General features: G+C 29.0%; 24 protein-coding genes. 9 read left to right on the top strand and 15 right to left on the bottom strand.

The features are described 5' to 3' along the window. Positions 1 to 38: 38 nt before the first annotated feature. The 5 genes from G9F71_RS05755 to G9F71_RS05735 all read right to left on the bottom strand — a co-directional run bounded on the left by G9F71_RS05755 (position 39) and on the right by G9F71_RS05735 (position 3551). The gene (locus G9F71_RS05755) at positions 39 to 1037 is read right to left on the bottom strand and encodes a sensor histidine kinase (RefSeq protein WP_164950002.1); all 999 of its coding nucleotides are present in this window, start codon (positions 1035 to 1037) and stop codon (positions 39 to 41) included. After that, entirely contained in the window at positions 1024 to 1692 is a 669-nt protein-coding gene (locus tag G9F71_RS05750) for a response regulator transcription factor (protein ID WP_164950003.1), read from the bottom strand. The genes G9F71_RS05755 and G9F71_RS05750 overlap by 14 nt, the downstream gene beginning before the upstream one ends. A gap of 193 nt (positions 1693 to 1885) precedes the next feature. Next, on the bottom strand, positions 1886 to 2569 hold the full coding sequence (locus G9F71_RS05745) for a DUF1048 domain-containing protein (RefSeq protein WP_164950004.1): 684 nt from the start codon (positions 2567 to 2569) through the stop codon (positions 1886 to 1888). After that, complete coding sequence (locus G9F71_RS05740) at positions 2562 to 2891, bottom strand: PadR family transcriptional regulator (RefSeq protein ID WP_164950005.1); 330 nt, start codon at positions 2889 to 2891, stop codon at positions 2562 to 2564. Before G9F71_RS05740 ends, G9F71_RS05745 begins: the two co-directional genes overlap by 8 nt. 279 nt (positions 2892 to 3170) lie before the next feature. After that, on the bottom strand, positions 3171 to 3551 hold the full coding sequence (locus G9F71_RS05735; RefSeq protein ID WP_164950006.1) for a hypothetical protein: 381 nt from the start codon (positions 3549 to 3551) through the stop codon (positions 3171 to 3173). Positions 3552 to 4055: 504 nt separating this feature from the next. On the opposite strand from G9F71_RS05735, the gene G9F71_RS05730 reads away from it, so the two are divergent. Beyond that, the gene (locus G9F71_RS05730) at positions 4056 to 5339 is read left to right on the top strand and encodes an MATE family efflux transporter (RefSeq protein WP_164950007.1); all 1284 of its coding nucleotides are present in this window, start codon (positions 4056 to 4058) and stop codon (positions 5337 to 5339) included. A 206-nt stretch (positions 5340 to 5545) separates the two neighbouring features. Here the strand turns inward: G9F71_RS05730 and G9F71_RS05725 are convergent, their stop codons facing one another. The 5 genes from G9F71_RS05725 to G9F71_RS05705 form a co-directional block, all read right to left on the bottom strand. Next, positions 5546 to 6307: a YdcF family protein gene (locus G9F71_RS05725; RefSeq protein ID WP_164950008.1), complete on the bottom strand. Its 762-nt coding sequence runs from the start codon at positions 6305 to 6307 to the stop codon at positions 5546 to 5548. 36 nt (positions 6308 to 6343) lie between these two features. Beyond that, positions 6344 to 7072, bottom strand: a complete 729-nt coding sequence (locus G9F71_RS05720; protein ID WP_125001928.1) for a glycerophosphodiester phosphodiesterase — start codon at positions 7070 to 7072, stop codon at positions 6344 to 6346. A 233-nt stretch (positions 7073 to 7305) separates the two neighbouring features. Beyond that, complete coding sequence (locus G9F71_RS05715) at positions 7306 to 8766, bottom strand: transposase (protein WP_224626205.1); 1461 nt, start codon at positions 8764 to 8766, stop codon at positions 7306 to 7308. 17 nt (positions 8767 to 8783) lie between these two features. Next, complete coding sequence (tnpA, locus tag G9F71_RS05710; RefSeq protein ID WP_164950009.1) at positions 8784 to 9185, bottom strand: IS200/IS605 family transposase; 402 nt, start codon at positions 9183 to 9185, stop codon at positions 8784 to 8786. A 314-nt stretch (positions 9186 to 9499) separates the two neighbouring features. Next, positions 9500 to 10396, bottom strand: coding sequence for a DMT family transporter (locus G9F71_RS05705; protein ID WP_164950010.1), 897 nt, complete (start codon positions 10394 to 10396; stop codon positions 9500 to 9502). Between the two features lie 280 nt (positions 10397 to 10676). Here G9F71_RS05705 and G9F71_RS05700 point away from each other — a divergent pair, with 280 nt between their 5' ends. The 3 genes from G9F71_RS05700 (at position 10677) to G9F71_RS05690 (ending at position 13571) form a co-directional block, all read left to right on the top strand. Then, on the top strand, positions 10677 to 11246 hold the full coding sequence (locus tag G9F71_RS05700; RefSeq protein WP_164950011.1) for a TetR/AcrR family transcriptional regulator: 570 nt from the start codon (positions 10677 to 10679) through the stop codon (positions 11244 to 11246). Positions 11247 to 11328: 82 nt separating this feature from the next. Next, positions 11329 to 12771, top strand: coding sequence for an MDR family MFS transporter (locus G9F71_RS05695; RefSeq protein ID WP_164950012.1), 1443 nt, complete (start codon positions 11329 to 11331; stop codon positions 12769 to 12771). A gap of 245 nt (positions 12772 to 13016) precedes the next feature. Continuing rightward, the gene (locus G9F71_RS05690) at positions 13017 to 13571 is read left to right on the top strand and encodes a hemerythrin domain-containing protein (RefSeq protein ID WP_164950013.1); all 555 of its coding nucleotides are present in this window, start codon (positions 13017 to 13019) and stop codon (positions 13569 to 13571) included. 51 nt (positions 13572 to 13622) lie between these two features. Here the strand turns inward: G9F71_RS05690 and G9F71_RS05685 are convergent, their stop codons facing one another. Genes G9F71_RS05685 through G9F71_RS05675 form a run of 3 tightly spaced genes read right to left on the bottom strand, consistent with a single transcriptional unit; the run spans position 13623 to position 17139 of the window. Further along, positions 13623 to 14978 carry a TldD/PmbA family protein gene (locus tag G9F71_RS05685; protein ID WP_164950014.1) on the bottom strand — a complete coding sequence of 452 codons (1356 nt, stop codon included), beginning with the start codon at positions 14976 to 14978 and terminating at the stop codon, positions 13623 to 13625. Positions 14979 to 14989: 11 nt separating this feature from the next. After that, a complete protein-coding gene (locus G9F71_RS05680) occupies positions 14990 to 16375 on the bottom strand; it encodes a TldD/PmbA family protein (protein WP_164950015.1) in 1386 nt (461 codons plus the stop codon). Positions 16376 to 16428: 53 nt separating this feature from the next. Continuing rightward, positions 16429 to 17139 (bottom strand): class I SAM-dependent methyltransferase, encoded by a 711-nt coding sequence (locus G9F71_RS05675; protein WP_164950016.1) that lies wholly within the window; start codon positions 17137 to 17139, stop codon positions 16429 to 16431. 378 nt (positions 17140 to 17517) lie between these two features. Here G9F71_RS05675 and G9F71_RS05670 point away from each other — a divergent pair, with 378 nt between their 5' ends. Then, the gene (locus tag G9F71_RS05670) at positions 17518 to 17931 is read left to right on the top strand and encodes a hypothetical protein (protein ID WP_125001909.1); all 414 of its coding nucleotides are present in this window, start codon (positions 17518 to 17520) and stop codon (positions 17929 to 17931) included. Positions 17932 to 18042: 111 nt separating this feature from the next. Here G9F71_RS05670 and G9F71_RS05665 read toward each other — a convergent pair whose 3' ends face one another. Further along, positions 18043 to 19323 carry a L,D-transpeptidase family protein gene (locus tag G9F71_RS05665; protein ID WP_164950017.1) on the bottom strand — a complete coding sequence of 427 codons (1281 nt, stop codon included), beginning with the start codon at positions 19321 to 19323 and terminating at the stop codon, positions 18043 to 18045. Between the two features lie 468 nt (positions 19324 to 19791). Here G9F71_RS05665 and G9F71_RS05660 point away from each other — a divergent pair, with 468 nt between their 5' ends. Beyond that, entirely contained in the window at positions 19792 to 20037 is a 246-nt protein-coding gene (locus G9F71_RS05660; RefSeq protein WP_164950018.1) for a hypothetical protein, read from the top strand. A 34-nt stretch (positions 20038 to 20071) separates the two neighbouring features. On the opposite strand, the gene G9F71_RS05655 is transcribed toward G9F71_RS05660, so the two are convergent. Beyond that, on the bottom strand, positions 20072 to 20230 hold the full coding sequence (locus G9F71_RS05655; protein ID WP_164950019.1) for a hypothetical protein: 159 nt from the start codon (positions 20228 to 20230) through the stop codon (positions 20072 to 20074). Positions 20231 to 20636: 406 nt separating this feature from the next. Between G9F71_RS05655 and G9F71_RS05650 the strand changes: the two genes are divergently transcribed. From G9F71_RS05650 to G9F71_RS05640, 3 genes are all read left to right on the top strand, one after another. After that, positions 20637 to 21386 carry a sigma factor gene (locus tag G9F71_RS05650; RefSeq protein ID WP_164950020.1) on the top strand — a complete coding sequence of 250 codons (750 nt, stop codon included), beginning with the start codon at positions 20637 to 20639 and terminating at the stop codon, positions 21384 to 21386. Then, a complete protein-coding gene (locus G9F71_RS05645) occupies positions 21379 to 22425 on the top strand; it encodes an anti-sigma factor domain-containing protein (protein WP_164950021.1) in 1047 nt (348 codons plus the stop codon). Before G9F71_RS05650 ends, G9F71_RS05645 begins: the two co-directional genes overlap by 8 nt. 100 nt (positions 22426 to 22525) lie before the next feature. Next, positions 22526 to 22705 (top strand): asparagine synthase, encoded by a 180-nt coding sequence (locus tag G9F71_RS05640; RefSeq protein WP_125001894.1) that lies wholly within the window; start codon positions 22526 to 22528, stop codon positions 22703 to 22705. The last annotated feature ends 269 nt before the right edge of the window (positions 22706 to 22974 follow it).

The following is a 22974-nucleotide window of genomic DNA, read 5'->3' as shown; positions in this document are numbered from 1 at the left end:
AATGTCCTAATTCTCTAATTGAAAAACATTACTTAACCTTACAATTTTGAAAGGTAGCTAATTTCTACTATAGTTCCTTCTCCTACCTTAGACTTTATATGAATTTCATGACCTAATTCATCAGCCACCATCTTAACCATATATAGCCCAATTCCTGATGACTTCTTATTATTTCTACCATTACTTCCAGTAAAAAAAGCCTGAAATACTCGTGATATATCTTCTTTCCTTATACCTATCCCTTTGTCTTCTACACATAATGTTATGTAATTACCCTCCTGTTTTAAATTAAATGTAACGTAGCTATTTTCTTTTTCTGAATACTTTATTGCATTAGCTATTATCTGCTCTAACATATACTTTGACCACTTTTTATCTGTGTATATATAATAATTTTCATCTATAATAACCTTCGGGTATACCTTACTATATATAAATTCTCTTTTTTTATTATTAACAGCAGTAGCTACGAGCTCCCTTAGGTTAACTTTCTCAGGAATATAATCTTTTGCAAATTCATCTAATCTAAACAAATTAAGAGTTTCTTCTAAGTTATCCTGCAGCTTCTTATTCTCTTCTATTATGTCATCAATAACATTACTACTACCTAACTCTTTTAACCCCTTTTCACAAGCCAAATCTATAACCGTTATAGATGTTTTCATATTGTGCACCCATTGAGCCATAAGGGTATCTCTTTCCTTTATTCTATTTTGCATTTTATAAAACTTGTTTATATAGCTATCATGTATTTCATTAACAGCTTCAAAAATCTCTTTATTACTATCAGATTTCCCCTTATAATTCGGACTTTTTTTAGCTTCATCAAGGCTCATATAGAAATTGTTATACTCAATAGTTTTATAAATAATAAAAATAATTAAGAAAAACAGGCTTACAGTTATAGGATATATAATTTCTCTACTATTAAATATTAAATAATAAAAGCTCACTAAAACTCCCGCATTTAGTAAATATATTATTATGGCAGTTTTTTCTTTTTTCAAAACCATTAACACTAATTTAGTTAAACACATATCCCACTCCTCGTTTTGTTACAATTGAATTTTCAGCTTTCAAATCTTTAAGTTTCTTTTTAACCCTAGTTATATTCACCGTTAAGGTATTATCATCAATAAAAGCCGTGTCATCCCATAATGTTTCCAGTAATTCTTCTCTGGTTATAACCTTTCCGACATTTCTCATAAATAACTTTAATAGCTTATATTCATTTTTACTAAGATCTACTGTCTTTTCTTCAAACTTTAACCTCATACTATCATGAAGCAAAGTTAATCCAGAAGCATTAAAATCTTCAGTATCAACCACATTATTTGTTCTTCGCAGCACAGCATTTACCTTTGCCAGTAGTATGCCCATGCTAAACGGCTTAGTTATATAATCATCTGCGCCTAGTTCCATTCCTCTAATTTGTTCCCCCTCTTCACTTCTAGCTGAAACAATAATTACTGGAACCTGCGATTTATTCCTAATGATCTTTAAAAAATAAAAACCATCAAATGTTGGAAGATTAATATCTAATATTATAAGGTTAGGCTCTATACGGCTCACATCTTCTAATACATTTTCGAAAGCATTTAAGAGAATAGTGTCATAACCATACGCATTTAAATATTCTTGCATATACTTTTTAAGTTTTAAATCATCTTCTATTATTAAAATTTTATTCATAGTAAATCTCCTAATTTTATATTTATAATGCTAATTATACCATTTCTCTAAGGTATAGAGATATATTTAGCAGTAAGGATATACTACGAGCTCTAGTTAAATTTATATTAATGTATATTCAAAAAGGCACAAGAAGATTTTAATTTAAATCCACTTGAACCATCATATACACAAACTTATTTAACATAGCACTTTATTTTTTACAACATTTTGTGCTAATATTTTTTATAAAATAAAATATCTCTCGTCCAAAGGCTATTAAAAATACCATTAATAAAAATATTTTATTTACATATGGAATTTTTATAATAGCTAATTGTGGAAGTTTCTCTTTAATTACATCAGCTAAACTTAAAAATAAATATACGCATATAAACAAAAATACCCAATAATAATCTATTTTATTCTTCTTTTTATTAAATATTTTTCTCCTTTTTATTAGTTGTGGTATTACTGTAACTAAACCCATATACATAAATAACTCTATAGATAACAAATCCAGTCTTTTAAAATTTCCATCCCTAAGCACAATACTAATTATAAAAACCATTACAAACCCAATAAATCCTACTTGAAAAAAACTCTCTATATAATTAAAGCATATGTTAAAAGCACTTTTATTATAGCTTGATTCTTCAATTATTGAATCACAAAACCCCTTAATATCGTCACCTATAACTTCACTCGCAAATTTCCCTTCATTCTTTGCTTGTAACATCATATCCAGTACTTGTTGAAATACCTCCTCTCGTTCTATTGAACTTAAAGGTGAAATTTCGATGTACTGAACAATATCCTCAAAATTCTTTAAATCTCTTTCATTCAGCTCTTTTTTGAGCTTGTTTTTTTTAAATTGTAATATCATAACTCTAACCATAATTCCCCCCCAATACTCTATCCACATTTCTTTTTACTTCACTCCATGAAGTAGTAAATTTTTGTAGTTCTTCTTCCCCTGCCCCTGTTAAATAATAATATTTCCTTTTAGGGCCAAAAGGTGAATTTTTCATAACAGAATATATTAATTTTTTCTTTTCTAGTCTTATTAATATAGGATAAACACTTCCCTCTGTTATATCACCGAATCCATAATTTACTAATCTTTCGCATATTTCATAGCCGTAAGTTTCATTTTCTTTAACTATTTTTATAATGCAACCCTCTAATAAGCCCTTTAGTATTTGTGTATCACTTGCCAATTCATCACCTACTTTGTATTACACAATAGTTATATGTTAATATTATCCTCCCTACTTTGTATTGTCAAGTAGCGAGCAATAGTAATTTTAATAGGTATTTCGAGGTAAATAATCATAAAAAATATAAAGATTTAAATGATTTTTATACAAAAAAAATCAAAAAAAACAACCAACTTACAATGAACTAAGTAAGTTGGTTGTTTTATAAATAGAATATGTATTTGTAATGAGTTAAGATAATAGGAAATTTCAGATGGACTCCATAGTCGGAGGGTATATTCATTGCAATTTCATTTTAGTAATTTCTTTATAGTAAGTAATACTTTTAGCTTCATCCTTAGTAATCAAATTATCAACAATCAATATATTATCAATATCCACCATCTTAAAAGCTTTAGTATTTTGATTATGTGCATCGCAGATTTTAAGGCTTAGATTTTTTCCTTCTTTATCACCTGTCTTAATTAGAAATAATACATTTTCATCTGAATCAGAAAGATCTTTAAAGATATTAAAATCTTCATTTATAAGTAAAGACTTAATTAAATCTTTTCTTAAATCTTTTTTTATGATTGCTATTGTGTCATCATGTTTAATAAGATATTCCGAAATAAAACCTACTAATTCTTTTTTTGATTGAAATAATTGTGTGTTTGACATTTATATTACCCCCTAAATTAATAGAATAACTTGTTTACTTTTATACATTCTATTGCATTTTAATTCATTAGTCAATAGTTTATTTCGACAAATAATTATGCTATTGATAATTCATTAAGATTTAAACGCATTTAACTAAGGCGTTTACAACAGTTAAGACTTTAAAATAATGACTTTAAATTCAATTTCCATTCAAACTTTATTGAATAAATATTCATATTCATGTATATATATATATATATATATATTGCGCGCGCTACTTACAAAAATATCTGGTGCTTATATCATACCACCAGATACCTAGTTGCATTAATTGTAGCCTTATTGATATAATAAAAAAAGAATAACAAGGTATATTATACTTTAGGATAGAAAAGGGATTTATTATGGAAAAATATTTTTCAATTGGAGAAATTTCAAAACTATCTAATTTATCAGTTCAAACATTAAGGCATAGTCGTTGTAGAGTATATAATTCTTCTTTGTAGAGAGGAGATAATTCTTATGAGAAAATTTTTTAATTATGTGATCCCAGCTGTAACCGGAATGTTAGTTGCATCATTATATATTATTGTAGATGGAATATTTGTAGGCAGAGGTGTTGGGAGTAATGCATTAGCAGCCGTAAATATAGCATTCCCACCAACCCTAATAGCTACAGCATTAACGCTCATAATTTCTGTTGGTGGATCAACTCTGGTTGCAATGAACTTAGGGTATGGTAAAAAACAGGATGCTATAAATAAATTCAATGAATCTATTTTGCTTTTAATTATAGCGGCAATAGCATTATTTATAGTAGGTGTGTTTTTCTCAAAACCTATAGCTTATGCATTAGGATCACCAGATTATTTAATAGATGATGTGTATAATTATATAAGGTTTTGTTTCTTGTTTTCCATACCTTTAGTTTTAAGCCAGGGACTAAACTGTTTTTTAAGAAATGATGGCGCGCCAAAACTTGCTATGTGTGCAATGATAGCCGGATCCCTAACTAACATATTGCTAGATTATATATTTATCTTTATATTTAAATGGGGTATTATAGGGGCTGCTATAGCTACAGGTTTAGGTGAACTTGTAAGTATGATGATAGCAATTATTTATTTTTTAAGAGGAAAAGGAGTTCTTAGGTTTAAAAGATGCAAACTATCCCTTCAAGCAATTAAAGATATAACAATAATAGGATTTCCTTCATTCCTAACAGAATGTACTATAGCGGTAGTAACAATGTCATTTAATATAGTGATTTTAAAGAGAATTGGTGGAAGTGGAGCTGCTACCTATAGTATAATTAACTATACTATAACAGTCGTAACTATGATTATTTTGGGTATAGCCCAAGGTATGCAACCTCTATTAAGTTTTCATTACGCAGCTAAAGATAAGAAGAAAGTTAAATATTACTATTCACTAGCTTTAAATACTGCGCTTATAGCAGCATTTGTTAACTTTTTTATTGTTTTTTTATTTGGGAAATACATAATATCCTTTTTCACTTCTAACAATGAATTAATATCCATAACATATAGTGCATTTAAATTATTTAGTTTAGGAACTTTCTTTACTGCTATTAATATAATTAAGTCATCTTATTTTCAATGTATCAAAATGAGCAAGGTTTCAACTGTTATATGCTTATTTAGAGGCTTTATGGCTACACAAATCTCTTTATTCATATTGCCTAGAATTATAGGAAATAACGGCATATGGCTTAGTAATTTAGGTGGGGAATTATTAGTGTTTTTAGTAGTACAGATATTTTTTATTAGAAGAAAACCTATTTGATTTAAATTTGTCCACTCCATAATATACATTTTATAGATTATATAGCTGTGCTAATTTTAAAGAAGTATATATTGCGTAGAATGCATTTAAATAAGCCGTAGTAATTTAAATTACCACGGCAAATTAAAGCATTTTCAGTAATATATACTTTTCGTTATAGTATAATATAAGAAAAATTTCTTAGCTTAAATGGCATTGTAATGTGATTATCTATCAAATACAAAGGAGTTTATTACTGCTAAGTACTCCCTAACAAAGCATGTAGGCACTAGCATCGGATGAAGTGCTGCAGGATATCCATATACCTTTAAACCCTGCCTTTGTGCTAAAAATTTAGCTCTAAACATATGAAAGTTATTTGTTACAATAGTTACTTCTATATTTTCACTTCCCTCTAATGCTTCTAAAACTTCTGTTGTGAATTTCATATTTTCTAAAGTGCTGGTTGACTTTTCTTCCTTTATTATCTGCCCCCGTGCTACTCCATGTTTTATTAAAAATCTTTTCATAGCTTCTGCTTCAGTGATACTCTCACCAGAGCCCTTCCCCCCTGAAACTACTATCTTAACATTAGGGTTGATTTTAATATACTCTAGACTAGCGTAAAGCCTTTGATAAAGTGCCGTTGACGGAACTTCTCCTCTAACTCCCGCCCCTAGAATCACTAGGTAATCACTTTTATCTTTATGCTTTGATATGGCTGATTGAATTATACATGCTTCAATAACTACGAAGGAAGCTAGTCCTATAAAAAAGCATATTTTTATTACTGTTCGAGCCTTACCAGGTTTTATTAAAATATATTCACTTTTACTTTTCCGTTTAATTAACCCTAGTGTTATTAATAATACTCCAAGACCCAGATAAAACTCAGCAAAAGTTACTATTCCTCCAAATATTATTGTTCCTATAAAGTAAACTTCACATAATATACCTAAAGCTAAATATATATTACTTTTATTTTTCATAATTTCCCCTAGCCTCTCCTTTTTTAGATATCAATTTTATTTATATAATATCATTATTTTATGGAGCTTATCAGGACAATTAGTTATAATACCATCAACCTTCATATTTAAGAAAAATTTCATTTTCTCTTCATCATCCACAGTAAACACATTTATCTGAGTCCTGTGCTTTTGAGTTTGTTTTATTACTTCCTCATTTATGGCAGGAAAATATGGATGAATAGCATTTGCCCCAACAGTACTTGCATAATTATATGGCTTATAAATCCCTTCCATATATAATACGCCTGTATTAATTCCCTTAGATATTTTATTACACTTAGCTATAGAATAGTGATTAAAACTAGATAAAATAACTTTATGATTTATTTTATGCTTATAAATCAGATCAATAAGTTTTTGTTCAATATCTTCATATATTACTATTCCGTTTTTGATTTCAAAATTAATAATAATATCTTTATCCAAAGTTAGGTAAATTAACTCCTCAACTGTAGGAATTTTAATTCCTGCAAACTTCTCGTCCATCCAAGAACCAGCATCTAACTTATTTAGTTCCTTATAAGTATAGTCTTTTACAAATCCTTCCCCATTAGTTGTCCTATTAACCATCTCGTCATGAATAAGTACTAACACACCATCCTTTGTTAACTGCACATCTGTTTCTATTCCTGTAGCACCCATTTCTAAAGCCTTTTCAAAGGAAAGCATTGTATTTTCCGGGTAATATGCACTTGCACCTCTATGTGCGTAATTAATAGTCATAATACCAACTCCTTTTCCAAATATTTTTTTCTATAAGTTTACTTCTGATACTCCCACGCCTAAAGGCATGGGGTTCTTAAATACATTATCTTCTCCTATACTCTCATTTATATAAAAACTATAAACTACAACATATAAGAACTAAATAACTTCTCTAAGACTTTTACTACCAATTATCCCAATGGATAAATTAACGATAGTTTAAAGGCTCATATCAAAACCTTATTATTTTTTTATATTCCCATACTTGATATTTTCTTATTTTCACTACTTAATAATCTATTTATTTCTTTATCATGAAGCATTTTAAAATTACCGTATTCGCTGAAACACTTTTCTCTATCTATTTCTTCTAAATTTTCTTTTACATTCATTATTAAAAAACTAGAATATAAATCTCTTTGAATTCTAATTTCTTCATTATCTATATTAAATATGTTGAAACGTTCACTTAATTCTTTTTTATTATACTTCTCATCAAAATGGTTATACTGTGATGCTTTTATTTTATAAGTATTAACTTTATATAATTCAGTATTATTCCACTTTAATTTATTGTCTAATATAGTTAAAAGCATACTTGGTGCTTTATTCGCTAAAGACTTTCCAAATCTTTTTTTCTTATTAAATTTTCCTGTTTTTTCATTTACGGTAGTATTTTGGGAACGTTTTTGCAATCCTTTATAGTTCATTGTTTCCACTAATATCCTATCACCTAAACCCACTATTTTATTAGCTAAAATATTATGACTTTGCTTTCTTATATCAGCTTGTTTCCTTTGAATATCTCTTAATTCATTTTGCATTTTAATATACTTATTGGATTTAACCCATATTAATTTTACACCATGTTTTATTGTACCATTTTCATTAAAATTATTAGGATTGTTAATTCTCCTTTGTCTATCTAGTTTTCTTAATAATCTTCTTTTAATTGTTTCAATATTATTAATTTCGGGTGCTAATTCTAATAATTTAACATCATATTTTGAAGCAATTCCTATAGTTTGAGTTCCAATATCTATTCCAACATTGCCCTTCCCTATACTATTTTTAACTTCCCCAGTTTCTTTATTATATTTAACAGGAGGAATACCATCTAAAACTAATTGAATATAATATTTATATTTTCCACGAATAAATTTTCTAACTATTCTACAATATTTAACTTTGTTTAATAGCGAAATTTCTGCATATTCATCATTTTTATTTATAATCACATTTGCTTCTAATCCATTCCAAATTAATTTATTATCCCTAAATCTAATTCCTGTTTTATTGGATTTTCCTTCTACACTGTTCATTTCTCCATATTTCTTAAAACAAACCCTATTTGCAGTATGAAACATTAATCCTTGAAATGCACTAAAGCACCGTGAAGCTATTTTTTGAGTGGTGAAGCTATCTATATTGCCTTTAAAATGTTTTTGAATAGGTTTTACAAAATCATGAAGTGAATACTCTGTCAAACCATATTTTTTATTTAATTCATTGAATTGTTTATTACGGTCTTTCCCTATAGTCATTTTAACAACTTTCTTATATTCCTTAGACTGTCTCATATAATTATATCTTTTATATAATTCTCCTAAACAGCTATTATATATACTCCTACCTATTTCTAATCTTTTATCTAAAATATTTTCTTGATATTTTTCCGTATCTAGCTTTACTGTCAAAATATAATTTGGCACAGTATTCACCTCGCTTTTTAATATCTTGTTTTTTGACTTTCTACATACTTTTTTACCGTTTCACTACTTACATTTCTTGCAGTTGATATAAAATAATTTCTAGTCCATAAACTAGGCATTTTCTTCAATTCGTTAAACTCGTCTCTCAAAAGCCTACTTGTTACACCCTTTATTTTTTGCATAATATCAGAAGGACTTAATGTCGGAAGACAATTCAAAACCATATGAGTATGGTCTGTATCACATTCTATTGCGATAATTTCAATATCTATCTCCTCACATACACATTTGACCATATTCTTAAATCTTTCTTCCACATTAGGTATTAAGAATATTTTTCTTCTATACCTTGGGCAAAATATAAAATGATAATTAATTAAACTTACTGTAGTTTTAGTTGTTCTATATTTATTTTCCATAATTAAAGTATATCGCAAAATGTGTATGTTGTAAATGATTTTATACCCACCAAAAAAATACAAAGCTAGTTTCTTATGCTATCCATCCCACACCTGAAGGAGTGGGCTTTCCGCACAAATATTGTAAGTAAATTATATCATCAATATTCCTTATTTTGTTTTATTTATTGTTAAATTATTGAATTGAATTTTACATAAGCAAAGCATTAGAATTTCTAAATCAAAATTTCAGTTTCAAACTCGTTTGCAAAGTACACAGAAAAATTTCCACTTTTTCATCATAAAACTTGGAGCCTGCTCATGCTCTACATCCTTTAGATAAACAATAATGCAACTCCCCCTATGGTTATTGCTGCTCCTAATACCTCTTTTGCTGACACTTTTTCTTTAAATACAATTATCGAAATAGGTATAATTAAAATACGGGAAAGCGAAGAAATTGTGGATGCTACTCCTGTAGATATATATTGCACAGCTAATAAGGACAAGGACACCCCTATGAATGGACCGAAAAATGACCCTATGGAAATATATTTTACAGCTTTAAAATCTTTCAATGCTAGCGCTAAGCTACTCCAATTCTTCCTTAATGTGATTATCATTGCAAAAGCGACTGTAGCCGCTATAATTCGAATTTGAGTTGCTGCAAAAGCATTATAATTACCCATACCTAATTTACTAAATACCATGCCTACAGCTTGTCCTATTGCACCAATAAATGCATAAGAAATACCTTTTATTGGATGAGATAATTTTACTTTTTTTTCATTAGATCCTTTGACTAATATAACAAGAAATATTCCACCCATAGTTATAAACATTCCTAGGAGGTCTAAAACGGTAAGTCTTTCACCTAGAATAAAAAAACCAATTAATGCTGTTATTGGTGGAACCACTGCCATAATCAATAAGGATATCCGTGAGCCTATAAGCACAAAGGCTTCAAATAAAAATAGATCTCCTAAAACAAATCCTATAACTCCAGAAACACTTAACCATAGCCATGTGTTTATTGAAGCATCTAGTGGCAAAAACATACCTCTCGTAGTGAATGTAAATATTCCTATTAGGAAAAATGCTAAAATAAGTCTTATAAAATTTACAGAAAGAGAACCTACTCTTTTTCCAGCTGCTTCAAAAGCAATAGGAGTTATTGTCCAACAAATAGCAGTAACGAATGCTGCTATTTGTCCTATATTCAAATCAATCATACATATCCTCCCCAAACATTTGTAAATGTGAATATTCCATTGTTAGCCTTTTATATTTCATTTACTAATTCAATATGTTATCAAAAATATCAAACGCCTAAATTATAATCTAAGAATATCATATTTTTTTTGAAAATTCACTATATTTCTTCAGCAATTACTACTGCCTTGCAATACCTTATTAGAATACATCATCAATCGATTTTTATTGACAATATAGAAATAATAATATACTATATGTAGACCAGTTACTATAATTTAAGATAGAGGGTGAAAGTAAATGAATAATAAAACTGATTCAAGAGAAAAAATACTTACCACCGCCTCTAGGCTTTTTCAGCTTAAAGGTTATAATGCCACAGGCTTAAATGAAATTTTAAAGGAAAGTGCTTCACCTAAAGGCTCCTTATATTACTATTTCCCAAATGGCAAAGAAGAACTAGCTGTAGAAGCTATAAAACTGGCAAGTGAAGCTATAGCGAAAAGTATAAGAACTGCATTAGGAAAATATTTAAACCCAATCAAAGCTATGCAATACAATATAAAAACCATAATAGAAGAATTGAATAGTGAAGATGGACTTCAGGATATTTCCATTAGCTTGTTATCTTTAGAAACACATCTCTTAAGTGATCAACTAAGGGAGGCGTGTAAAAAAGCTATTATAGTTATGGAAACTATATACACAGAAAAGTTAATTGAAAGTGGGTTTAATAAAGAAAAAGCTGAAGAATTAGGTATGGTTATCAATTTAATGATTGAAGGTGCAATTACTGTATCTGTAACCAAAAGGGATGTTTCAGCACTTTTAGTGGTAAGTAACCAAATAGAACTATTATTAAACAATTAAATTCTTATAGTACATATTTTATGTAGGAAGTATTTTTTTAAATATGTAGACTGGTCTAATTGTAAAAAGGAGAATGGAATTTATGGAATTAAAAAAAAATAATTTTGAAGAAGATAAGAAATATAATGTAAAAGCTATGATGGCTGTCCTGCTATTTGGGGGCTTTTTATCCCTATTTAATGAGACACTATTGAATGTAGCATTCCCTTCGCTTATGGCGGAAATGCATGTAACTGCTACCACAATACAATGGCTTGCCACTGGTTATGTGCTAGTAGTTGGTATTCTTATACCAATCACAGCTTTTCTTATTCATAGCTTCAATACAAAGCCACTATTTTTAAGTGCAATGATATTATTCTTAGTAGGAACAATATTGGCTGTCTTCTCTACTTCTTTCCCTGCCCTGCTTATTTCAAGAATGATACAAGCCACAGGAACAGGAATGCTAATACCTATAATGATGAATACCGCTTTAGTAATAAATCCTCCAGAGAAACGTGGTTCAGCAATGGGTTTATGTGTCTGCGCAATTTTAGTTGGTCCAGCATTAGGTCCAATAGTTTCTGGCACAATATTACAGTTTTTAAATTGGCAATTCTTATTTATAATGTTGATTCCCTTATCTCTTATATCAATAATTACTGGCGCAATGTTTTTAGAGAATGTTTCTGTAATAACAAAGCCTAAAATTGATTACTTGTCGATTGCTCTATCAACTATAGGCTTTGCTGGAACCATCTATGGTATAAGTTCTATAAATGATTCAAATGGTAACAATTTAACTATTATTATATCCTTTGCTTTTGGAATAATAGCATTAATTTTCTTTACTAAACGTCAATTATCCTTAAAACAACCAATGTTAGAACTACGTGTTTTTAAGCAACCCATATTCACACTGTGTATAACACTTCTTATAATTGCACAGATGATACAGTTCTCCATGAATATGCTACTGCCACTGGTATTACAGAATGGTTTAAATACTTCTTCTTTAACCGCAGCCCTTGTTTTACTTCCAGCCGCAGTAATTGACTGCTTAGTCACACCCATAGCTGGCAAAATTTTTGATAGGTTTGGAGGCAAAGTACTGATACCTGTTGGCTTATTTATAATATGTATTTTTATGTGGTTATTATCACATATTGGCGTCTCCACATCTATAAAAACAATTGCCATATTATATTCTTTTGTATGTCTTGGAGTTGCTCTATCACTGTCTCCTAGCCAAACAAACGCACTTAATCAATTATCAAGTAGGCAACAAGCGGATGGAGTTGCTATTACAAACACAGCAATTCAGATAGCCGCGGCAATTGGATCCACACTATTTGTCGGTCTTACAACGGCAGGTCAGAACAATTTTTTAAATAATATAAGTAGCGGAAACACTGCTGAATTTAAGGTACAAGCACTATATAGTGGTTTCCGTTATTCCACGAAAGCTGCAGTTATAGTCATTGTAATTGGTTTTATACTGTCCTTATTTTTAAGGCGTGATGTTAAAAATCAAGGAAATTAAAATGGAGTTTTTTTAAACCTGTAATAATATATCCTCACTTAGTATTTTTTTTAATGTTCTGTATCCAGTAGCATTTACTTTCAGAATTTTGTATGATATATTATTGATTAATAATAATTGTCAATTTTTAAATATTTATATAATATACTTTTCTGGTTAAACTAAAATATAGATATTTATTTTTCTTATAAAAATAAAACTAGGGTTATTAAATTGATGAAATATTAATTTTAGGAGGAAGTATTATGAATGCTATAGAATTAATGATGGAAGAACATAAACTTATAAAAAGAATGTTAGTTGTGGTTCGAAAATTCTCTATTAAAGTACTTAACAATGAAAAAGTGGATTATAATGACTTTAATATTGTTATTGATTTTGTAAGAAATTTTGCAGATAAACACCATCATAATAAAGAAGAGGTTATTCTTTTTAAAAAGATGAGTGAAGTTTTAGGTGATAGAATAGCGAATGGTCCTATTATGGGCATGTTAGTTGAACATGATTTAGGAAGACTTTTTATGAGCAATCTAGAAGCAGCCTTAGCTAAATTCAAAGCTGGTGATAATGACTCAAGAGTAGATATAATCGCCAATGCTATAGCTTACACTGATTTACTTAATAGGCATATCGACAAGGAGGATACCGCTATTTATACTTTTGCACAAAAAAGTTTAAGTGAAAAGCAGTTAGAAGAAATAGATACTCTATGCTTTACAGTAGAAACTGAGGCTACAAAAAATAACCTACAAGATAGATATATTAAAATTTTAAGTGAATTAGAATCTAAACTAGATTAGAAGGCAATTGTGGACAGCTATAAACTGTCCACAATTGCCTTCTACTTATATCTAAAGACCTGCAACTGAAATTTCCCTTATTAAAACGCAGGGGCTACCAAAACAAGATCCCGACCTTGGTATTCCTAGTTTAAAGTCACATCCAACCTCCAGAGTATCTTTCATAACTTCAAAATAGTTACCAGCTATAGTTATCTGCTCAACTGGTCTTATTATTTTACCATTTTCCACTAAAAATCCTTTAGCTGCTAGTGAGAAATCTCCTGATATAGGATTGGCCCCTGAATGAGTTCCCTGTACCTCTGTTATTATAATTCCATTGTCCAAAGCTCTAATCATATCTTCATAGGATTTTATTCCTTTTTCAATATATAAAGTTGTAGGTGCAACCTTTATAAGAGACGTGAAGGATGCTTTTGAAGCATTTCCTGTACTCACTACGCCCTCCACTGTAGCAGTCTTAAGATTATGAAGTAATGTTTTTAGCCTCCCTTTTTCCACTATATCCTTACAATATGTGGCTACTCCTTCTGCATCAAAGGGTGTACAACATAGACTCCCTTTTAAAAATGGATTGTCAACTATTGTTAAACTGTTAGAAGCAATAGTTTCTCCTACTTTACCCTTTAATAGTGATAAGCCTTTTTGAGTATTATCAGCGCTAAATATCCCTTCAAAAGTTTGAAGAAATTCCGCAGATACTGAATTTTTAAGCATCACTCTATATTTACCTGTTTTCACTGATTCTGCATCAAAATAAGCCAAAGACTCATCTACACTTTCTCTTGCAATTTTTTTTATATCAAATTCACTCATATCGTTTGTGAATTTATATGCATAGGAATTATTAGTCTTTCCCTCCTTCGTAACAACAGGTTCCATGAATCCATATATACCATTAACTTTAGTGCTAATGTCCAATCCTTTTGAATTTATTATTCTTCTTTCATTTTCTGTTGTTCCTAAAGAACATTCTCCTGTATTTTTAACATACTCACTGCATTTGTAAGCCTCATTTTCAAGCGCCATTGCGAGTTTTATCTTATCTTCAGGTGATATGCTGTTAATCTCCTCATTATATCCATTAAAATCTTCATATTTGTTACTGCCTTCAAAAATAATTTCTTTCTCTTCATTCTCAATAATTTGGGCATTTGACTTTGCTTTTTCTATTAATAGTTCTATTGCTTCATCATCCATAATTTCTGTGTATGAATATCCCATTTTGCCTTCATAAATACCTCTAAAGCTTATACCCATAGTTTTATTCAAACTATATTTATCTACTTCCTTTTTAAATATTTCTATATCTAAGCTTTCTCCGGATTCATAATATATTTCATACTCACTAAAGCAAGCTTCTTTCGCCCTTTTAAATATTTTTTTTACAAATTCATTTAATGTCATATAAATTCCTCCTATCTTCCACCTACTGTAATCTCTGATACTCTAATCATAGGCTGTCCTACATTTGTTGGTACATTTCCGCTTGATGCGCCGCACATTCCCTGACCATGTTGTAAATTTTTCCCTACCATATCAATATTGAATAATATATCCGCTCCTTTTCCTATCAAGGTAGCTCCCCTTACTGGGGTATCTATCTTACCATTTTTAATTAAATATCCCTCCACTACTGCAAAATTAAATTCTCCTGTTACAGGATTTACTGAACCTCCACCCATTTGTTTTGCATATAAGCCCTGTTCCGTGGTGGCTATAATAGCATTTTCATCATCATTTCCTGGAGCAATAAATGTATTAGTCATTCTTGAAGTTGGTGCAAATTTATAGGATTCGCGTCTACTACTTCCTGTAATCTCCATATTCATTCTTCTACTATTTAATTTGTCTATCATATATCCTTTTAGAATACCATTTTCAATTAGTACATTCCTTTTAGCTGGAGTTCCTTCATCGTCAATATTTATTGAACCCCATAAATTTGGCATAATACCATCATCGATTGCAGTTACCTTGTCTGATGCAATCTTTTCTCCTAATTTACCTGCAAATATCGAGTTACCTTTTGCTACAGCTGCAGCTTCTAGAGCATGACCACATGCTTCATGGAATATAACTCCTCCAAATGCATTATCTATTACTACAGGCATTTTCCCTGCTGGACAAACTGCTGCATGTAACATAGTAACAGCTGTTTTACTAGCTTGTCTTGCTATTTCTTCAATATTAATAGCATCAAACATTTCAAAGCCCATTTTCCTTCCTGGCCCTTGGTAACCCATTTGGTTTTCTAATCCATTACTAGCTACTGCTTCTATAAATGCTCTTGTCCTTATTCTTCTATCATTAGTTAATAAGCCTTCACTATTTGCTATTAAAACCTTTTGGTCCACATCTACATAGGTTATTGTTACTTGGGCTATTTCACTGCTATAATTTTTAGCTGCAGTATAGGCTTTTTTCATTTCCACTACCTTTTTTAAGTTGCTAACAGTGGATGGAACATATAAAATAGGATGAATGTTTGAACATATTCTTTCTGTTAAGTTTATATCTATACATATATCATTGTTAATACTTCCTACAGCGCAGGCAGCTTTGCACGCTGTTTCTAATAAGGATTCTCGACTTGCATCATTTGTATATGCATATACACTATTAAGGCCTTTAAATATCCTAATACCTATTCCAAACTCTCTTCCAGATACAGAATTATCTACTCTTCCATCAACCATTGATATATTATTTTTTACAGTGTCTTCTAAAAAAATTTCTGAAAAATCCCCTCCTGTACATAACGCCTTGCTTAATACTTCCTCGATTAATATTTTTGATAACATGTTATATCACCCCTGTTATTTAAATTTTCAATTATATGTTTAGATTCCTTTAATTATTTATTCCCCATAATAAATAATTCTGTAGCAAGGGACACCCCTATATTTAAAAGTCTTTCTTTAATAATTTGTCCCTGATTCTTATAACTTTCATATTGAGGAAAATCTTTAGTTTTCTCAACATAATCATCTACAGCTTTATGCATACCTTTTAATTCCTCATCGCTCATTGGATTATCTTCTTCATAATTACATTCAAAATAGATTAATTTTTCTAGCGTTAAACTATTAGCAATATCTAATATTTCTTGTTTTTTTAGTGTTTTATTATGATATCCTCCAATCAAAGTCTGAATTTCTGCAATAAAGTGATGGAAATACACATAGGTAAATTGCGTTTCATTTTGATTATCGCAAAACATTTCTAGAAGCAGAAAATATCCACCTGGTTTTAAAACTCTTTTCATTTCATTAAGAACTTTTTGTATATTTGGGAGATGGTGTATAGCATTTGAAATACATACTGTATCAAAAGTGTTATCCTTAAAATTCAAATTTTCTGCATCCATTTTTATAAAGTCTATATTTTCATCTTTAAATCTCTCTTTTGCATTTTCTAAAGCAATATCATTCATATCTATACCTATTATCTCTGTATAATCCTTTAAATTTTCTTTAAGTAAATCGATAAATTCTCCTCTACCCGTGCCTACATCTAAAACTTTGCCTCCATAAATATTATTCAAGACGCCCTTTAATTTTTTCATGTCATTCCTCTCCCTTCTGTTTGGCTTAGATACTAATTATCAAGTGTTATCTAGCATTTTCTATATACATTACTAAATAAAATTGTTAATAGTATATCGTACTTCTAATATTATACTTTTTCTTATAATATTTCAATATTTTCCAATATTATTTTTTTCATGTTCAGATATACAGCTTTAACTCATCTTTTAATAGTAAATAAAGAATTGAAATTGCATAAATCGTAAGCTAAGCTTTGTATCATAGTAAATTTAATGATATAATTGATTTATTGTCATTAGGCATCTTAAAAAAAATAACAAGCATTCACATGAGTTATTTTTTTCAAGATGCCTAAATTAATGACTAAATAAAAAATGTAAAGTGAGAAGATTAAAATGAGAAATGCAAAATTAGAAAGAGCAATAATTAGAATAGATAATGATATTGCAGCTATGAATATAGCTAAAAAGTACTTATCAAATTTAGAAGAAATTAATGTTGTCCGAGATACCCTAAATAACAAAAGGCAGCTACTGGCAGATGAATTGTATGCTGAGGATAAAAAATGTTATGAAGAATGTTGCGATGTTATAGAAGAAATGTTAGATAAAGAGATGGTAAAAGACGATCAAATAGAATTACTTGAAACCATAAAAGAAAGTTTTGGAAGACAGGCTCCAAATGCCAGTAAAAAAAGTAGTGGCCTTAATGCCTGGTTAAAACAGCTATGTATTGAATACAATTGGGTTAAAAATGAAGAAACTGATTGGGATACACTAGTTATTACTGGCTTTGGTTTATATGAATAAGGAACAGCTTTAAATAAATTAAACACCATGTTGAGATAATCAACATGGTGTTTAATTTATTTAAAGTCAATTTTTAAAATATTACTGTACACTGATTTGCATTTATAAGGATTAATTAACCCATACAGCTGTGCCATTAGGCATATTATCATAGACCCATTTACTATCATTTATTGATAATCTTATGCATCCAGCAGAGGCTCTTTTCCCTAAAGTATAATCTTTTACATTTCCATTGGCGTCCATAATTATAGAATGGAATAAATATTGTTCATTCCATGCCACCCAATTCTTCGCTCCACTACTACCTTTAAAAAACGAAGCCCCTCTATTTTGAATAGCAAAAGTACCTCTCACTGTAGGAGAAATATTTCTTCCTGTTGCACAACTCATAGTTTTTAAAAGCTTGTACTTTCCCTCTGTTCCTTGAAATACGTTAACAATTTGACGATTAAGATCTACCCACATGAAATATTTAGTGTTGCTTTTAAAGCTTTTAACATTTACATAGCCCTCTAGTTGTGCTGTTGAAAGCCTAACTGTGTTAGTTTTCGGATCATTAGGTATTATTAAACTCTCTGCTTCTACCCAGCCATATTTCCCTACATTGGTCTTTATATAATACCATTTATATCCACTGTCTTTAATAACCTCTACCTTGACTCCTTTTTTTGCCAAAGCAAGTTTATTAGATTTAGTCGACATTTGCGCATATAAATCTGAATCCCTTGATATGGTGGCAATTACTGGTGATGCTTTTACCAGGTCATTATAATTAACTTCAATTTTTAAAATTGTTAAAGTTAAAATTACTTCTGATTCATATCCTTCAACTTTTCCTTTTAAAGTATGTATTCCTACTTTAGTTGTATCTACAATACTGCTATCCCAAATAACATCCTTATCTTGACGTATACCATTACTTAAATCTACTGTTACTTTTTTTTGAGGAATATATGCTTGTCCCTGTTTTATAGATAAGTTGATATTATTTACTTTTAATATAGATACAGGTTTTTCTATGACAAACATAATACTGTGAGCTTTGGTTAGTGGCTTACCTTCAATTGACTGTAATTTATCACCTATGTTTAATTGGTATTTTCCACCTTCTACATACCCATCAATAGGTGGTTTTATTATAACCTTTTTTTTATCTTCACTAATCTCTAGAATTACATTCATCTTTTGCCCTTGATCATTTATTACAGTAATATTGTCATGGACTAGTTCATCAGATAAAATAGAATAATTGAAAGTTATTGTCCAAATTTTATCCTTTGTAACCTTTTGTTCATCTTGTAAATTAACTGCTAGAACATTAAAAGACTTGCTCATTATAAAAACCATAAAAATCAATCCAAAAAAAATCTTTTTACAAACTCTCTTCACTAAAATCCCCCTAAAATATAAAAATATTATTTTATTATCTCATACATGTAGATTTTACCCTATTGTCCATTTAAAAACAATAAATAAATTCATTAATATTCAATAAGTTTAATTTTTTTACATTATAGCTATAAAATATAGGCTTATGGCTTTATAATAATAAAAGGCTGCCTATAAAATAAGCAGCTTTTTAATGTTTTTTATTTTCCTACTTCAGGAACTCTTTTTGCATCGTCACCCTTCATTTTCTTATTATTATCACCTTTAGGTTGAACTTGAGGTCTACTCATTCCTTTTTTTGGCATAATTTCCCCTCCTAAATTTTTCTTAACTTAAACATTACATTTATTATCTTTTACATATTATTTTGTTTAATACATTTTATTGTGCAAATAAAATGCTTTGATAATTAATTAGTTGTGCATTATACTATAATTGTATTATTTGTGTAAAGAAGGGGGCATAATAATGGCTAAAGGTTTTATACTGGACAAAAATGATGCAGGTGAATATTTAGTTTCTTTTAAGCGTGATAATAATGACTTAGATTTACGAATACAAGGAGAATCTCCATCTACGGATATTACTCATGAGGAAATAACTAGCATCCTAGAAAAATATGGTCTTTCCACTGTTACTTGTACTGTGGATAAGGAACAGGTTTTAGCTGCAGCTCGGGAATTAAATTTTGTTGCAGGGATTAATAATAAATAAATGACGGGGGAACTCCCCGTCATTTTATTTTCTACTATTCCCCTCTAAATTCATTATTAATTCCTATAACTTCCTCTTCATTTAGACTTGTTAAGCCTATAATTTCAATTATCCCCATACCTCTTTGGAGCATATTTTTCACATTTTCAACTTGTTCTTCATGCTGGCCTTTTGGTAATTTTGTTTTTTTCATAAATTTTCATTTTCCTCCTCTACAATTAAAATAAGATATTGTAATGGTATATTACAATATCTTATTTTTACCTGTAAAGAAATTTTTATGCTAAGTTAATACTACTCTATTTAGTTACTTTTATTTTCTCTAGTTTCACTTGATTTCTGCTCTATTTCTTCTTTTGTTTTTTTATTATTGTTTTTTATGTTAATTTATCCTCATATTTGTCTTATGTAAATAGCAATTATTAATTGTTATCCCATATTCTTCATTTCCACTATATATACGAAACATGTTATTATTTATTAGAGGGTTTTTGATTTTTTTGAATTGCATTTTATATTTCTTTGGAAAATATATTTATGTTTCTTTTCCCTCTTAAAATTAGTAGTATTTACGTATAAAGAATATAAGGGGTGGACAAATGAACTTAAAACTTCTTTTTCATAAAAATAAAAAAACAGTCTCTAGTTTAGATGAAGAACAGAGTTTTAATATAGATGCTTTACTTCCCGAAAATCGTAGCAATTTTATTGGAGCTAACAAAGGTTTTATTTATTCAACTACAAGTAAAATCTGCAAAAGGCATTTAATTTGGGAAAATGATGAAGAGCTTAGTATTTCACTTATGGCTTTTAACATGGCCTGTGACAAATATGATGAAACTAAAGGAAATTTTTATGGTTTTGTTAAAATCATCATTAAAAATGCACTTATAGATTTTTTCAGAAAAAATAAAAACTCTCCCAATCTAATCTTTGATAACAATAATGGCAACGTGGATTACATAGACGGGAAAAATTCTATTAACAATTTTGAAATTCAAATTGAGAATGGATTTAGGGCTGATGAAATAAAGTTATTTTCAGAGGAGTTATTAAAGTACAAAATAAATTTTGATTCTCTTATTAGTTTATCTCCTTCTCACAAGGATACTAGAAATAATCTATTAAACCTTGCTTTTTTATGTGCTAGAGAAGAATCAGTGCTTAATCATTTAAAGACCAAAAGAAGGCTTCCAACTAAAGAAATAATAATATTAACTGCCTCAAATAGAAAATTAATTGAAAAGTGGCGTATATATATAATTTCTTTGATATTGATACTTATAAATCCAGAATATGTGTATTTAAAATCCTACCTAAATATAAAAGAGGGTGAACTAAATGATTAAAACAGGTATTGTAATGTGTATTGTTAATAAAAAAGTTGGGATTATGACCTCAAGTGGAGAGTTTGTATATATAAAAATCAGTAAAGTATTACCTAAGGTAGGTGAAATTCATACAGGAGAATTATATAAAAAAAATTTATTTCACTATAAATATGCCATAACTGCTGCTTCATTAATGTTTCTACTTATTTCTAGTGTGGCTGCTTATAGCTACTATACTCCAGTTACAGATATAGTTATTAATATTAATCCTTCTATTTCTCTTAAAGCTAACAGATGGAATAAAATTATTAGTTCTAAAGGATTAAATTCAGATGGCTCAACAATACTTAATAATATTGTGTTAAATAACAAGTCTATAGATAGTGGTCTTGAGCTTTTAGTTAAAGAAGCTAAGTCTGAAAATTTTATAAACGCTGAATATATAAATGATAAAAAAAATATTACTGTTGATATCAAAGGTAATAAAGATAACTCTATAGATATTTCTAATTTTAAAAATATTATAGATAGTAATAACCTAAATATTATAATTAATTCTTCTTCAAGGAATAATAAAAAAGTAGATATTACAGTTAATAATAAAAAACTAGATATCTCTACTTTGAATGAGAATAGTCACAAAAAAGAGTCCATTAGTAAAAATGAGAATGCCAAGAAACATCTTCAAAAAGAATCTTTAGCAGACATTAATACTAATAAATCAAATGATAAATCCTCACAAATTAAAGAAAAAGTTAAAAACAGTGATAAACCAATTAAAAGAAAAGAGGATAAAATTAAAGAGGATGATAAATCTGAAAACAAAAATTCTAATAATTCATCTAATACAAACGAAAATATTAGTCCAAATAAAGTTAAAACCAACTTACAGAATAAGAAAATTAAAAGTGTGAAAATGTATGATGATAACAATTCCAAGAATAATTCATTTCAAATGAAAAAAAAAGACAGTGACCCTAAGCGTTCTAATAGTTATGAAAATCAACAAAAAACAGACAATGCACTCAATAAATTCCTTAAAGATTTTAAGGATTAATCACTAGAAATATAAAGCATATATTCTATATATTTTGTAGTATTAAAAATCTCACATTTGTAAAAGATAATAATATAAAATTAAAAGGGAGGCTTTTAATATGCGTGAAGGATTAATTCCAACTATGCTAGGTACAGTTGTAACTGCTGCAGGTGCATCATTTTCAAGAAATAATATGAAAAAGAAAAATATGCTTCCTATGATTGAAGCAGGTGTTATTGGATTTGGCCTAGCCCACATAGTGCTAGGAGCCATTGATCTTGTGGAGCATAGACGATAACTTAACTTTGAATAAGGTTTACTTATGCATACCTTCGATATGCAAAACTTTCTAACTTTCAAACAAAATGTTTTAGAATAAAAAAAACTGATTAGAAATTTTACTTTCTAATCAGTTTTTTTATACTGCTAATTTATATTAAAATATTACTTATTTACTATTTTTTATTTTTATTTACATTTATTGTATTATTCTTGTAATAGTGTTAAAATAACATGACTGAATGTTTAAGAATATTAGAAACTTTCGGTAAAAATACACAACTGGAA

It is taken from the genome of Clostridium sp. FP2, assembly GCF_011065955.2.
Taxonomy (GTDB): Bacteria; Bacillota; Clostridia; order Clostridiales; family Clostridiaceae; genus Clostridium_AD; species Clostridium_AD tagluense.
This window is presented reverse-complemented; position numbering and strand designations above follow the sequence as displayed.